Source organism: Pseudarthrobacter sp. fls2-241-R2A-168 (genome assembly GCF_030209335.1).
Lineage (GTDB): Bacteria > Actinomycetota > Actinomycetes > Actinomycetales > Micrococcaceae > Arthrobacter.
In genome coordinates, this window is the sequence record NZ_JARVSG010000005.1 from 48821 (window position 1) to 63582 (window position 14762).

Annotated in this window: 12 protein-coding genes; 4 read left to right on the forward strand and 8 right to left on the reverse strand. The window is 66.3% G+C overall.

Features of this window, described 5'->3' with window-relative positions:
- Positions 1–2: 2 nt before the first annotated feature.
- The 6 genes from QRN11_RS04420 to QRN11_RS04445 are packed head-to-tail and all read right to left on the reverse strand — an operon-like array spanning position 3 to position 6725.
- Positions 3–1754 (reverse strand): glycoside hydrolase family 35 protein, encoded by a 1752-nt coding sequence (locus QRN11_RS04420; RefSeq protein ID WP_285250030.1) that lies wholly within the window; start codon positions 1752–1754, stop codon positions 3–5.
- The gene (locus QRN11_RS04425) at positions 1751–2491 is read right to left on the reverse strand and encodes a hypothetical protein (RefSeq protein WP_285250031.1); all 741 of its coding nucleotides are present in this window, start codon (positions 2489–2491) and stop codon (positions 1751–1753) included. Before QRN11_RS04425 ends, QRN11_RS04420 begins: the two co-directional genes overlap by 4 nt.
- Positions 2488–3444, reverse strand: a complete 957-nt coding sequence (locus QRN11_RS04430; RefSeq protein ID WP_285250032.1) for a carbohydrate ABC transporter permease — start codon at positions 3442–3444, stop codon at positions 2488–2490. The genes QRN11_RS04425 and QRN11_RS04430 overlap by 4 nt, the downstream gene beginning before the upstream one ends.
- Positions 3444–4367 (reverse strand): carbohydrate ABC transporter permease, encoded by a 924-nt coding sequence (locus QRN11_RS04435; RefSeq protein ID WP_142063476.1) that lies wholly within the window; start codon positions 4365–4367, stop codon positions 3444–3446. Before QRN11_RS04435 ends, QRN11_RS04430 begins: the two co-directional genes overlap by 1 nt.
- Before the next feature lie 8 nt (positions 4368–4375).
- On the reverse strand, positions 4376–5656 hold the full coding sequence (locus QRN11_RS04440) for an ABC transporter substrate-binding protein (RefSeq protein ID WP_285250033.1): 1281 nt from the start codon (positions 5654–5656) through the stop codon (positions 4376–4378).
- 55 nt (positions 5657–5711) lie between these two features.
- Positions 5712–6725: a hydroxyacid dehydrogenase gene (locus tag QRN11_RS04445; protein ID WP_285250034.1), complete on the reverse strand. Its 1014-nt coding sequence runs from the start codon at positions 6723–6725 to the stop codon at positions 5712–5714.
- 159 nt (positions 6726–6884) lie between these two features.
- Between QRN11_RS04445 and QRN11_RS04450 the strand changes: the two genes are divergently transcribed.
- Genes QRN11_RS04450 through QRN11_RS04465 form a run of 4 tightly spaced genes read left to right on the forward strand, consistent with a single transcriptional unit; the run spans position 6885 to position 12776 of the window.
- Complete coding sequence (locus tag QRN11_RS04450) at positions 6885–8912, forward strand: heparinase II/III family protein (RefSeq protein ID WP_285250035.1); 2028 nt, start codon at positions 6885–6887, stop codon at positions 8910–8912.
- On the forward strand, positions 8909–10060 hold the full coding sequence (locus QRN11_RS04455; protein ID WP_285250036.1) for a LacI family DNA-binding transcriptional regulator: 1152 nt from the start codon (positions 8909–8911) through the stop codon (positions 10058–10060). Before QRN11_RS04450 ends, QRN11_RS04455 begins: the two co-directional genes overlap by 4 nt.
- Complete coding sequence (locus QRN11_RS04460; RefSeq protein ID WP_285250037.1) at positions 10057–10803, forward strand: ThuA domain-containing protein; 747 nt, start codon at positions 10057–10059, stop codon at positions 10801–10803. The genes QRN11_RS04455 and QRN11_RS04460 overlap by 4 nt, the downstream gene beginning before the upstream one ends.
- A 38-nt stretch (positions 10804–10841) precedes the next feature.
- On the forward strand, positions 10842–12776 hold the full coding sequence (locus QRN11_RS04465; protein WP_285250038.1) for a DUF2264 domain-containing protein: 1935 nt from the start codon (positions 10842–10844) through the stop codon (positions 12774–12776).
- Between the two features lie 45 nt (positions 12777–12821).
- On the opposite strand, the gene QRN11_RS04470 is transcribed toward QRN11_RS04465, so the two are convergent.
- Positions 12822–13571, reverse strand: coding sequence for a ThuA domain-containing protein (locus QRN11_RS04470; protein ID WP_285250039.1), 750 nt, complete (start codon positions 13569–13571; stop codon positions 12822–12824).
- Positions 13571–14707: a Gfo/Idh/MocA family protein gene (locus tag QRN11_RS04475; RefSeq protein WP_285250040.1), complete on the reverse strand. Its 1137-nt coding sequence runs from the start codon at positions 14705–14707 to the stop codon at positions 13571–13573. The genes QRN11_RS04470 and QRN11_RS04475 overlap by 1 nt, the downstream gene beginning before the upstream one ends.
- Between the last annotated feature and the right edge of the window lie 55 nt (positions 14708–14762).

The following is a 14762-nucleotide window of genomic DNA, read 5'->3' on the forward strand; positions in this document are numbered from 1 at the left end:
CGCTACTTCTCGTTGGGTCCCAGGTCCGGAGCAGAGACGAACCGTACGTCCCGGGTCGAGCTGCCTTGCAGTTCGAGAATGGCGAGTTCGTTGGCGCCTTCGCGGATGAGCGGGCCGGGCACGTAGAGCGTGCGCTGTGGTCCGCGGCTCCAGTAACGGCCCAGGTTGAAACCGTTGATGAAGGCATTGCCCTTGGTCCAGCCGTCCAGCCGCAGGTACCGGTCGCCAGGCTCCTCGGCGGTGAAGGAGCCGAAGGACAGCGATGGGCCGCCCACTCCTCCATTGTCCGGCAGTTCCTTGGCGGCACGACGGAAACCATCCAGCGAACCCAGGTCCAGCGGCCGGATCGTCCAGTCCAGGACCTCCACGCCGTTCAACATTGCCGGCCCGATCAGCCCCTTCGCTTCGCCGATCCGCGGCCCGTAATTGACCCGGCCCTGGTCCTCCACCAGAATCTGCAGCAGTCCGCCCGTCGGAAGGAAAATCGAACGTTCGCCGAGTTCCCGGCTCAGGGTCCCCACGGGGAATCCGTCCAGGAAGAACTGCGCGCGGTCACGGATTTCGTCGAAGCTGAGGACGCCGCCGTCGGGCACCTGCCGTTCATACAACTGGAACCCCCGGTACTGTCCGGTGGCCTCGCTGACCGGCAGGGATCCGGGGACCGTCAACGGGCTGCCGAAAGACTCTACGGCCTTCAACAGGGGCACAGAGGACACAACGGACACGGCGCACTCCACTGCCCCGGCGCGTCGCGCAGGAACCTCGGCCGGTACGTCAAAATGCCGGGCGATGACATCCCGGAAGGCAAAGTATTTGTCGGTGGGGAAGCCATCTTCGCTTAGCGGTGCGTCGTAGTCGTAGGACGTGATGGTGGGCTCGTAAATGCCCTTGTCGTTGGCGCCGTTGGCGAAGCCGAAGTTGGTGCCGCCGTGGAACATGTAGATGTTGACAGAGGCTCCGGCAGCCAGCACAGCGTCGAGCTCGGCTGCGGAAGCGGCGGCATCGGTGGTGTGATGGTGGGTGCCCCAGTTATCGAACCAGCCGTTCCAGAACTCCGCGCACATCAGCGGCCCCGTGGGCTGGCGTTCGCGGAGGAACGCCAGGCGTTCGGCGGCGCGGGAACCGAATGTTCCGGTCTTGTGCAGCTCAGGCAGCGAGCCATCCTCGATCATGGTGCCGAAGGGCTGGTCGCAGGTGAAGAGCGGGACGTCCACGCCGGCACGTTTCGCAACGTCCACCAGATGCTGGAGGTACGCCTTGTCGTTGCCGTACGCGCCGTATTCGTTCTCGATCTGGAACAGGATAACGGGACCGCCGCGGGTGATTTGGCGTTCCACCACGATGGACAGCAGCCGGTCCATGAATGTGTCCACAGCGGCCAGGTAGCCGGGCTCACTGCTGCGCACACCGATGGTGGGGTCAGTGAACAGCCATGCCGGCAGCCCGCCGTTGTCCCACTCGGCACAGATGTAGGGGCCCGGCCGGACGATGGCCTGCATTCCTTCGGCTGCCACCAGGTCAAGGAAACGCCCAAGGTCAAGGCCGCCGTCAGTACGGAAAGCCCCTGGTGCGGGGGAGTGTTCGTTCCACGGCACGTAGGTCTCGATGGTGTTCAGCCCCATGAGCCGGGCCTTGTGGATCCGGTCCGCCCACTGGTCGGGGTGGACCCGGAAGTAGTGGATGGCGCCGGAGAGAATCCGGAAGGGCTCCCCGTCCAGCAGGAAGTCGTGGTCGCCAATGGCGAAGGTGTTCAAGGAGATTCCTCCGGGGTTGTTTCACGGCCACCGAGGACCGCATGGAACGCGTACGCTGCGTTGCTCCAGACCACAAACAGCAGGGGCGCCGGCGCCAGGGCCACGCCCAGGACCGGTTGGAGGAGCGCGGCCGAGGCGATAATGCCGAGCAGTACCAGCATGGCCAGGCTTAGGTACCAGCGCTGGATGCAGAGGTAGAGGGACGCCTTCACCAGGCTTCTGAGCCGGGCGTCCGGGAGCAGCACGGCCCCGGCGACGGACAGCACCGCCACACTCACCACCACGGCCGCCGCCACCACAATGACGGGAACCAGCACCGCTCCGGCGGGCAGCGCCTGGACTATCGCGAGGTCCACGCCGAGGAACAGCAGCGCCGCGACGGCGGCCAGGCCCACCGGGGCCGTCCGCCGGAAACCGCGCCGGTAGCCCCGCAGGAAGGAGGCGACCGGCTTCACCGCAGTGCCGTCGTCGTTCAGTGCCTGGAAGGCGGCAAACAGGCCGGCGAGCGACGGCGGAACCGTCACCGAGAGGGCCAGGAAGAACGGCCAGGCGGCGATAGGGTCGGCCACCAGGGCAAGGCACAGCACCAGCGGGGCGTTGGCCAGCGCCGTCAACACGTTCCCGGCCAGGAAGGTGTAGACGAAGCCGAAGATGCCGCCGAACGTTTCGAACCCTGGGCTGGGAATCCGGCCCGCCAGTCCGCGCCGCCGGGGTTGGTGCTGTGCCACGGAGCTCATCCTTTCATGCCGCTCGTGGCGATGCCCTGGATGAAGTAGCGCTGGCCCAGCAGGAAGATGATCAGGATGGGGATCACGGAGATGACTGAGCCGGTCATGATCATGGCGTACTCGGCGTCGAACTGACCCACAAAGGAGCGAAGCCCCAACTGGACAGTCCACAGGCGGTTGGACGTGAGGTAAATGAACGGGCCCATGTAGTCGTTCCAGGTGTTCACGAACGTCAGCAGTGCCAGGCTGGCCAGGGCCGGCTTGGACAGCGGCAGGATCACCCGGGCCCAGATGCCGTATTCGCTCAGCCCGTCGATGCGGGCCGCCTCACACAGTTCGTCCGGGATGGTCATGTAGTACTGGCGCATCAGGAACACCCCGAACGCTCCGAACGCCTGCAGCAGGATCAGGGCGTTGAAGCTGTTGGTCAGGCCCAGGTTCTGCATCATGATGTACTGCGGCACCATGTAGGCCTGCCACGGCACGGCGATGGTGCCGATGTAGGCCAGGAACAGCACGTCGCGGCCCGGAAAGCGGACTTTTGAGAACCCGTAGGCGGCCAGGGACCCGGTGAGCACCTGCAGGCACGTGATGATGACGGCCAGGTACAGAGAGTTCTGCAGGTATCCCATCATGGGAATCCGGGTCCAGATGTCCGTGTAGTTGCTCCACACAAACTCGGACGGGATCCACTGGATGGGAACCGTGAGGACCTGGTTGTTCTCCTTCAGTGACGAGGACACCATCCAGATGAACGGCACCATCAGCGCCACCACCAGCACGGCCAGCACGGCGTAGATCACGGTATCCGTGGTGCGGGCTTTCCGTTCGCGAGTGGAGCGTTTGCGCTGCCCGGAACCCCGCGTGCCGGTACCAGGCGTACGACGGCGGCCTTCCGCAGGTGCCAGCCCCGCCTTGGCAAAGGGTGCCTCGGCCTTGAGGTCTTCGGCCATGTTGGTCATCAGCGTTCCCTCCGCTGTTGGATCTTGAACTGCAGGACGGTGACCGTCAGGACGATGAGGAACAGCACCAGCGAGATGGCCGACGAGTAGCCGAACTTACCTTCGCCGATGCCCTCCTGGTAAATGAGCTGGGACAGGACAGTGGTGGAGCGGCCCGGCCCGCCGTTGGTCATCACCACGATGAGGTCGAAGACCTTGAAGCTCGAGACCGTCAGCATCACCACAACAAAGAACGTGGTGGGCCGCAGGGACGGGATGGTCACGTTCCAGAACCGCTGCCAGGCGCTGGCGCCGTCCACTTCGGCCGCTTCATAGAGCTCATTGGGGATGGCCTGCAGACCGGCCAGGTAGAGAACCATGTAATAGCCCATGTCCCGCCAGACGCTGGTGATGATGACGGCGGGCATGGCCCAGTCGGAGCTTGACGTCCAGCCGGGGGCCTCGGCGATGCCGATGGAGTGCAGGAACTGGTTGATGGGGCCGTTGTCCGGACTGAACAGCATGTTCCAGACGACGGCGACGGCCACCAGCGAGGTGATGTAGGGGAAGAAGATGGCCACCCGGAAGAAGCCGATCCCCTTGAGCTTCCGGTTCAGGAGCATGGCCAGGAGCAGTGCCAGTGCCATGGTGAGGGGGACGTGGCCCAGGGCGTAGGCGACTGTGTTGCGCAGCGCCACCCAGAAGGTGTCGCTGGCCAGCATGCGCTGGAAGTTGGCCAACCCCACCCACTTCGGTGCCGTGAACGAGGTCCATTCCATAAAGGAGAGGGCGAACGCCGCCAGGACGGGAATGAGCGTAAAGGCCAGGAAGCCCAGGAAGTTCGGCAGGATGAAGGTCCAGCCAATCAGGGTGTTCCGCCGGGCCTGCTTCCGGTTGCCCCGGCTGGCAGCCGGGGCAACGGGAGGAAGTGTTTTTGTTGTCATGATGGCTGTTACTGTCCGAGGACTTCGCTCTTGACGCGCTTGCCCATCTCGGCGAGGCCGTCAGTGACAGAGCGCTCGCCCACCATAATGAGGTCGTGCTCCTGGTTCAGGACCTTGTCCGTTGCGGCGGACTTGTCGCTGACCGGCATCTCCAGGGCGGTTTCGTCCGGGGTGAAGGCCTTCTTGGACAGCTCGTCCGTGGGCATGCCGTCGAGCTTGAAGTACTCGGCGGTGATGGCATCGTTTTGCAGGGCCGGGACAACACCGATCTTGGAGATGGCCTTGGCGCCGTCTTCACCGGCGGCCCATTCGATGAACTTCTTGGCTTCGTCCGAGTGGGATGCGTTCTTGTTGACAGCGAAGGCGGTGGGGGAGCCGAACGTGGTGACCTTACCGTCGGAGTCCTTCTGCGGCAGGGGAGCCAGGCCCCAGTTGACGTTGGTCTTGCCGTCCTTCTTGGCCTGCAGGACGCCGGCGATGTACCAGGTGCCCATGGGCATCATGGCCGCCTGGCCGGATTCAAACATGGTGCGGTAGCTGGTTTTCTGGCTCTTGGCCGTGCCGAAGTCCAGGGTGGCGCCGCTCTTCTGCAGGTCCAGGGTGGTGTTGTACTGGTCCTGCATGAAGCTGTAGTCGCCGCTGTTCTGGTCCGCGTGGTTCTGGGCGGCTGCGATGGCCTGGACCGTGGAGCGCCAGATGTGGTGGTAGGTGCCGTAGACCTTCTTGCCGCCGGCCTCGGTGGAGAGCTTCTTGGCGAGCTCCGTGTACTTCTCCCAGATCAGGTCCTTGGGATCGTCGATTCCGGCGGCCTTGAACAGGTCCTTGTTGTAGTACAGCAGCCAGAAGTCCTGGCGGTATGGGGCCGCGAAGTACTTGCCGTTGATGTCAAAGGCGTCGCTGCCGGCGAGGTTGTCCTTGCCCACCTTGTCCACCACGCTGTTGATTTCCTGCAGCTGGCCGTTGTTGGCGTACCGGGAATAGTCGATGACGTTCTTCATGGTCAGGACATCCGTCGTGTCGCCGCCGGCCAGCATGGTGGTGACTTTCTGCGGGTAGTCATCGGCGAGGATGTCCACCGGCTCGATGTCCACCTTCGGGTTGGCGGCCTCATAGGCATCAAAGAGTGCCTTGAACTCCGGGGTGCCTTCGTAGTTCCAGACGGACACCGTCAGGCGGGTCTTGCCGTCCTGGCCCTGGGGTTCGGCTGGGCCTGCGGCACCTGCGCAACCGGTCAGGCCAAGCCCGGCGGTCACTGCCAGGGCGATGGCGGCGAGGGTTGTGCGCTTCATTGCGATCTCCTTTGTAGGGTTTCAATTTTGCCGTAGCGGCGGCGGTGTTCTTTGGTCAGGCGCTGAGGGAGAGGTCCTCGTGGAGGACCTGGGCGAGGAGGTCCCGGCCGGTGAGGTACCGTTCCAAGTCGTCCAGCGCGGCGTCGGACATCCTCCGGGTTTCTGTGCCCAGTGAGCCGGCGATGTGGGGGGTGATGATGACGTTGGGAAGGTCGTAGAGCTTTGAATCCGCGGGCAACGGCTCCGGTTCGGTGACGTCCAGCAGGGCCACGATGCGGCCGGTGGCGCATTCTGCTTCCAACGCCGCGGTGTCAACGAGTGAACCCCGGGCTGTGTTGATCAGGGTGGCGTGGTCCTTCATGGCCTGCAGTTCCGGTGCCCCGATCATGTGCCGGGTTTCCGGCAGGGCAGGGGCATGGACCGTGACGATGTCCGAGGCCGGCAGCAGCTCCGCCAGCGGAACAAGGTGTCCGCCGGCCGCTGCCACTGCCCTCGGATCGGCATGCGGATCGCTGACCAGGCAGGTCACGTCCTGCAGCTGCTGTACCAGCTGCACCACCCGGCGTCCGATGCGGGAGAACCCGATGACGCCCACCACCCGGCCGATGTTGCCGAGCTCGCCGCGCCGGGTGGTGTAGCTCCAGTCCTCGCGGAAGGTGCGGGCGTCATTGGACAGTACGTGCGCTTTCTTGCCGGCCAGGACGATGGACGCGAACGTGAACTCGGCCACCGGGATGGCGTTGGCGTCCGCACCGTTGGTCACCAGGATGCCGCGGTCCCACAGTTCCTCGCTGACGAAGCTGCGGACGGTTCCCGCGCAGTGGAACACTGCCCGAAGCTTGGGCATCCGCTCCAGGCGGGCGGCGTCCAGGCGGGGCACGCCCCAGCTGGTCAGGAGGATTTCGACGTCGGAAAGCCGCTCCGTGAGCTCCGCACCATCGAGCGAATCAGTCCAGGGGTCCGCGCCGAGGTCAACGACTTTTCCCAGCCGTTCCAGCCGGGTTGAATCAAATTGATCGGCAAAGGTTCCACTGTTCATGACCAGCAGCGCCTTGGGCTTTCGTGACATCAGGGATCCTCCTTTCGCATTCTGTGGCTTGACCCGTAGGGGCTGAATCATGTCTTGCATCACATCTAACAATCAGTAGATACTCATAAACAAGACAGTTCATTCAAGCTGTTCTCGTTCGTTCTAAGACGATCACACTCGAACAATGGAAAGAAGTCCATGGCCCCGAACACCCTGCCGACGGCCACCCGTGAAATGCCGCTGGCGTCCGCATGGGGCAACAAGTCCGCCGGGCGTGAACTGACAGAGCTGCTTCGTGGTGCCCCCCAGCGCATGCGTGTGCGGCCGGCAGAGGAAAGGGTCTGGGAGAAAGTTCCCGCCGGGCTGCTCGTGGCACTGCGCCGGCATGCCGGCGAAGAGAGGGGTGCTCCCTGGCCGCAGCCCCTCGTCTCGCATTACGCCCGCTACTTCCGCGACGGGAACCGCACCGCCTACGAAGGTCTGGTGGCGGCACGCCAGCAGCGCCTCACCCGGGCGGCGCTGATGTGTTTGTTCCCGGACCCGGACCCGGACACCAGCACGGACGCGGGTGCGGATCCGGACACGCACGCGGACCCGGCTGTGAACGACAGGGACGAGCCGGACTGGCTCGACGAAGTGATCGACGGCGCGTACCTCCTGTGCGAGCAAAGTTCCTGGAGCTGGGCCGCGCACGATGACGTCTTTTCCCGCTCCGGGGAGGTGGTGCCGCGCAGATCCCGGCCATACCTGGACCTGGGTGCCGGGGAGGTTGCAGCCCAGCTTGCCTGGCTGGACCACGTCCTGGGCGACCGCCTGGACAGCAGGGCTGCCGGCCTGCGGCGCCGCATCCGGGAGGAGGCCGCGGAACGGGTGATCCGACCCTTCCTGGACCGCCTCGACTGGCACTGGCTGGGGCTGGACGGCAACGTCCACAACTGGAATCCCTGGATCCACTCCAACCTCCTGGCAGCTGCGATTTTCCTTCTCGACGATCCAAACGAACAGGCTCGAACAGTGGCGCGGTGTATCGAGGGTCTGGACCGCTTCCTCGCCTCCCTTCCCGAAGACGGCGCCATCGACGAGGGCTTCGCCTACTGGTGGAACGGGGCAGGGCGGATGCTCGAAGGGCTTGCCTTGCTGGAGGAAGCCACCGGCGGTGCGCTTGATGCCGACCTTCCGGTAATCCGGGAGCTCGTGGCCTTCCCGCACCGGATGCACATCGGAGCGGACTGGTTCCTGAACGTCGCTGACGGTCCCGCCCGCGCAGCTAAAGCGCTGCCGTGGGACATGCTGCTCCGCTGGGCAGTGCGCCTGCGTGACCAGGACGCAGCACAGCATGCCGCAGCCCGTGCGTCAGCCCGGCCGGACGCGGCGGCGGGCCTGGGCCGGGTCCTTCACTCCCTCCTGAACGCCGCCAATGACCCCACGCCCGCCCAGTCACCGCTCGTTCCCTTCACTTACCTGCCGTCGGTACAGATTATGGCGGCGCGCGAGCAAGGCGGCACCGAAAAGGGCCTGTTCCTTGCCGCCAAGGGCGGACACAACGACGAACACCACAACCACCGCGACGTGGGTTCAGTGGTGGTTGCGGTGGACGGAATTCCGCTGCTGGTTGACGCCGGCCAGCCGACGTATACGGCAAAGACTTTCGGCCCGGACCGCTACGACATCCGGGCCATGCAAAGTGCCTGGCACAGCGTTCCGGCACCGTTCGGACTGGAGCAGGGCACAGGCGCGGAGTTTGCTGCCGAGGTGCTGAAGGCTCCCGATCCCACGGACCCCACGCTCCAGCTGGCTCTCGGCGCGGCCTATGGGGTGCGGCCGGACCAGTGGATCCGCACCACATCACTGGACCGGAAAGCCCGGACAGCAATCGTCGAGGACCGCTGGGAGCTTGGTGTTCCGCCGGTAAACGGAACGTCCGACGTCGACATCACCTACCTTGCCGCCGGCACCGTCACCGTGGGGCATGGCGCAGCCACCGTCCTGCCCGCCGGCATTCCCGCCGCCGGGACCACCCGCGGAGCCGAACTGCGCTGGGAGCCGGCCGCCGCCGTCGTCCTCATTGACGAGTGGCCGCTGGACGATCCCCTCCTGGCGGACATCTGGGGTGCAAAGCTCACGCGCCTGCGCTTCCGCCAGCCCGCCGCTGTGCCCGCACATTCAACCGCCGAACATCCAAGCGCCGCCGGCGCATTCACCCTCACCGTAAAGGCCACGCCATGAGCCCTGAACTACCGCCCGAAGCAGCCGGAAAGGCGCTCTTTTCACTCCAGCGCAGGGAGCGGCTGATGGAGGAACTGCGGGCCCACGGTGCCATTACGGTCCGCGACATCGCCGCGAAACTGGGAGTCAGCGAGCTGACCATCCGGCGCGACGTCAACCTCCTCGCGGACGAAGGGCTGGTCTCCCGCGTCCATGGCGGGGCAACACTGCCCAGCCGGCTGGACCGCTCAGCGGCTGCGGGCCGGCCGCAGCCGCACAGCTATGCCATCGGCATGGTGGTGCCGTCGCTGGACTACTACTGGCCGCAGGTCATCAGCGGGGCGCGCGCCGAGGCAGAGGAGCAGAACCTCCGGATCATGGTGCGCGGTTCCGCCTACGACGCCGCGGACAACCGCCGGCAGGTGCAGGCGCTGCTGGACAACCAGAATGTGGACGGGCTGATCGTGGCGCCGGACATGACCGGTGACCAGGGCCAGGAATTGCTGCGCTGGCTCAACGCGCTGCCCATTCCCGTGGTGCTGGCGGAACGCCGGTCGCCGGCCGAAATCCCTGCCCACCGGCTGGAGTGGGTGGCCACGGACCATGCGTTCGGCGCGGGAATGGCGGTCCGGCACCTGTGGCAGGAGGGGCACCGGCGGATCGGCTGCCTCACCGACTCCTCCAGCCCCACCAGCCCGCATGTGGTGCGCGGCTGGCGGCAGGCGCTCGCTGCCCTGAAGATCCCGCTCGAGGGATCCATCCACGAGGACTCTGCCAAGCAGGAGAACGGGGAACGCGCCAAGCACTTTGACCACGTCCTGGAACTGTGCGAAAAAACCGGGACCACTGCCATGCTGGTCCATTCGGACACCCAGGCGGTGGCATTTGTGCAGCACTGCGTGGACCGGGGACACTCGGTGCCGGGGGACATGGCCATCGTGGGGTACGACGACGAGGTGGCCTACCTCGCCGAGCCCGCCATCTCCGCCGTGCGGCCGCCGAAGCAATACGTGGGGAAGGTGGCAGTGCAGCTGATGGCGGCGCGCCTGGCCGAGGGCAGGATGCGGCCGGTGCACCGGATCGAGCTGAATCCGGAGCTGATCCTGCGCGAATCCTCCATTGGTGCGCCGCGCGTGGCCAACGCCGACGTGCTGCAGGAATCCCTGTGACGGCCGGACAGGTGCCGGAATCCGCCTCGCCCGGCGCCTCCTCGCAGCCTGGAGCGCTGCTGCTCAGCGGCGTCGGACGCTACGCCGACCCCTGGCATCCGTTTGCTGAGACCTCCGCGGCTCTGGCCGGGCTGCTGCGGGAGGCGGATTACGACGTCGACATTCCCGCTGACGTGGACGCCGCCCTGGCAGGCCTCGCCGCCGCCGATGACACCGCCCTGCCCGACCTCCTGGTGGTCAATGTGGGTTTGCCCCGGGACGGGCAGCCGTCCCCCGGTACCCCTGACGCCGCGGCAGGGCTGACCCGCTGGCTCAGCTCAACCCGTCCTTTGCTGGCAAGCCATGTCAGCTCCACCAGTTTTGTGGACCTGCCCGAATGGGAAGCCGGGTTGGGCGGCCGGTGGGTGCGGGGCCAGTCCATGCATCCGGAGTATGGGCCGGCCGCCGTCCACATCCTGCCCGGTTCCGGACCGCTCGTTGCCGGGATTGGCGACTTCAAGCTCCCGGATGAGCGGTACAGCTGGCTGCGGACCGCTCCGGGCATTACGGTCCATGCCACCCACACCCATGACGGCGTGGAGCACCCGGTGATGTGGTCCTTCGAGCGGGGCAGTGATCCCGCTGTGCCGGACTCCGGAGCCGGCCGGACCTTCTACGACGCGCTGGGCCACGACGCCGCCTCCTACGAATCCACCGAACACCGCGAACTGCTCCGCCGCGCCCTTGCCTGGCTGACGGCCTGAACACCGAACCCCCTCTGCCCCTGATACCCGAGGAATCCATGCCAACCACAGCTCCTCCTGTTTCCCTTGCCCTGCCGCCCTTGGACCACAGGCTCTCGCCCCACACCGGCCTGACCCGGGAGCACTGGTGCGCCTACGCCGACTACCTGCTGCGCTCGGCCCACCGCTACGCCACGGAGGACCACGCCAATCTCCACCTGCCCGGAGCCAACAGCGCCTACGGCCCGGCCAGCGACTCACTGGAAGCCTTCGCCCGGACCTTCCTGCTGGCCTCCTTCCGCATCAAGGGGGATCCGGAAGGAACCGGGTGGCTGGCGGACTGGTACGCCCAGGGCCTGGACGCCGGAACCGACCCCGCCAACCCGGACCGCTGGCCCACACCGGGCGAGCTCGGCCAGGCCAAAGTGGAGGCAGCGTCCCTGGCCGTTGGCCTGGCGCTGACCCGGGAGGTCCTGTGGGACAAGCTCCCGCAACGGGTCCAGGAGCAGCTGGTCGCCTGGTTCGAGACCGTCATCGGCGAGGAGTACCCGCCCATTAACTGGGTCTGGTTCCAGATTGTGGTGGAAACCTTCCTGGCCTCGGTCGGCGGCAAGTACTCCGACGAGGACATCGACGCCGGCCTGGCCATCCACGACTCCCTCTACCGGAGCCACGGCTGGTTCGCCGACGGACCCGAACGCGCTTACGACCACTACGTGGGATGGGCTTTCCAGGTCTACCCTCAGCTTTTGCAGCTCATGGCGCCGGAGGATCCCCGGGTCAAAGCCCGGGCACAACTCGACGGCGGCCGGCTGGCCGATTTCCTGGATGACGCCGTGCACCTGGTGGGAGCCAACGGTGCCCCGCTGATCCAGGGCCGCAGTCTCATCTACCGCTTCGCCGCCGCCGCCCCCTTTTGGTCCGGCCAGTTGTTGGGCAACACCAGGCTGAGCGCGGGCCTCAGCAGGCGGGCCGCCTCCGGGATCCTGGACTACTTCCTTAAGCGCGCCTCCATCACAGACGACGGGCTGCTCTCCATCGGCTTCCACGGTGAGTTTCCGGGAATGAAGCAGTCCTATTCCGGCGCCGGCTCACCCTACTGGGCGGCCAAGGGCATGCTGGGCCTGGCCCTGCCCGCCAACCATGCCGCCTGGACAGCTGTGGAGGAGCCGCTGCCGGTGGAAGTCAGTGACACGCGCCGCTTGCTGGCGGCACCCGGCTGGCAGGTGAACGGAACGGTAGCCGACGGCGTGGTCCGGATCCGGAACCACGGTACGGACCACGCCAATGCGGGAGTGGCGGTGGCTGACTCGCCCCTCTACGCCCGGCTCGGCTACTCCACCTCCACTTTCCCGGACCTCGAGCCGGAATCCCTGGACAACTCCGTCGTCCTGATGGACGGCGACGGCAGGCTCACGCACCGGACTGGCTTTGAGTACCTGGGGCAGCAGGACCTGGATGGCGTGCTGGTGGGTGTTTCCCGCGGAACCGTGAACTGGATTGCGGTTGACCCCAATGCCGGACCGGACCACGGCAGCGGCGCCAAGGGAACCGCCACCGCGGGACCGGAGGTGACAGTGGTCTCGGCGACGCGCGGCTCCGTGGAGCTGCGGCTGGTCCGCGTGCGCGGCACGGCGTCGGCACCGGCAGCCACACTCCGCATGGGCGGCTGGCCGGTGGATGCGGGTTCCGGGATGGTCAGCGGCATCCACCCCGTGGCCGGTTTCGGCTCGTTGTTGGACAACGCCGGAACCTGGCGCCGGGACGAACCGCACCCCATGGGGGAGCAGCTGACCATTCCCTGGATTGGCACCTCGGGCACGGCGAACGACGGCGACTATGCCGCCGTCGTAGTCCTCACCGGCGAAGCGGGCGCCAGCGCTGCCTCGATCAGCTTCGTGCCGGACGGGCAGGACGGCGCCGGCGGCCGTTTCGAATTCCCCGATGGCACCACCCTCACCCTCGCCGCGGCCCTGGAGTTTTTGTCCAGCTAAGCCGACTTAAAGGCCTCGGAAGTCTGCATATGTGGACAAAAACTCCTAGGCTTCCGCGAACCAGTCCCGCGCCGGGTTGGTGACTTCCGGCGCCGCGCGGTGCAGGCCCGGCTGGGCGGCCCACTTCACGCCGTTGGCCAGGACCCGCTGGATCTGCGGGTGGTGGTACACCGGGTATTCCTGGTCGCCGGGGCTGAAGTAGAAGATGCGGCCCTTGCCCCGGATGAAGGTGACACCGGAGCGGAACACCTCGCCGCCCGCGAAGGAGCTGATGAAGATCAAGTCGTCGGGGTCCGGGATATCGAACAGCTCACCGTACATTTCCTGCTCGGGGATCACGATGGGACTGTCCACGCCTTGGGCGATGGGGTGCGAGGGCTTGACGGTCCATACCAGCTCCCGCTCGCCGTCGTTCCGCCATGCCAGCGAGCAGCTGGTACCCAGCAGCCTGGTGAAGACCTTGGCGAAGTGCCCCGAGTGGAGCACGATCAGGCCCATGCCGCCCAGCACGTGCCGGTGGACGCGTTCGACGACGGCGTCGCTTACCTCGTGATGGGCCATGTGTCCCCACCAGAGCAGGACGTCCGTTTCGGCGAGCACCTCCTCGTCAAGGCCGTGCTCATCGTCGGTGGCGAGGACCGCCGTCGTGATATCCGCCTCCGGGTAGTAGGAGCGAAGGCCCGCCGCGATGGCGCCGTGGATGCCGTCCGGGTAGATCTCACCGATGTGGGACGGTTCGTTGATGGCCTCGTGGACGCCCTCGTTCCACACCCGGATCCTCAGTTTGTCGTTCATTAGAGTCGAACCTCCTTCTGCTCCAGCGCGGACTGGTAGCACGCGTCGATGATCTGTGCCCGGTAAAGAGCCAGGGAGCCGTCGTGTTCGCCCCACACTGACTCCCCGCCGCGCACCGCCGTGACGAAGTCTTCCACCACTGCGTCGTGGGCGCGGCCCGGCAGAACCGGCGGCACGTAGTCGGCGGATTCGCCGTCCTTGTCCGTGAATACCCGGAGCTGGCCCACTGCGGGGAAAGGTGCGCCCTGGACCTTGAGTTCGGCGCCGCCGTCGGTTCCGTAAATCGTGAAGTCCAGGAGGTCGTCCGTCTCCCGGTACGTTGCCCAGCTTGCCTCGATCAGCAGGGTTCCGCCACCCTCAAGCCTCAGGAAGGCCGAAGCGAAGTCTTCCACCTCGAAGGCGTGGGCGGACGCGAGCGCCGAGTACTCTTTCCCGCCGCCGCGGCCCTGCGGGCCCAGCTCCGAGTGGGTGGCGGCAGAGACGGCCACCACTTTGGGCTCACCGAGCAGGTGCAGTGCGTAGTCCAGGGCGTGGACGCCGATGTCCGCCAGCGGGCCGCCGCCGGCGAGCTCCGGGTTGGTGAACCAGCTGCCCAGCGTGGGGATGCCGGAGCGGCGCAGCCAGGAGGCCTTGGCGTAGTACGGGCGGCCCAGGCCGCCGTCGTCAATGACGCCTTTGAGGGCCTGGATGTCGCCGCGGCGGCGGTGGTTGAAGGCGACATCCAAAACGCGCCCGGCCTTGCGGGCCGCGTCCACCATTGCCTGGCCTTCGGCAGCGTTGCGTGCGATGGGCTTCTCGCTCAGCACGTGGATGCCGCGTTCCAGGGCGGCGACGGCGATGGGGGCATGCAGGAAGGTAGGGACAGCAACGCTGATGGCGTCCAGGCCGCCGTGGTCCAGCATGTCTTTCCAGTCGGCGAAGGCGTTGGGGATGGAGTATTCGGCCTGCAGTGAGTCGCGGAGTTCCTGCTCCATCCCGGCCAGCGAAACGATGCTCACGCCGTCCAGGGCTTCATAGGCCTTCAGGTGCTGCTGGCCGGCCCAGCCGATGCCAACAACGCCCACCCGCAGCTCCTGCGCCGGGGTTGGTTCCTGGTGGACGACGGGCTGCGCTGAGGGCTGTTGCTCGTTAGTCAAAAGATGGTTCCTTAAGGGTTGGCTGGCGGGTGCGGCCGGTGATTTCGTTACGCGC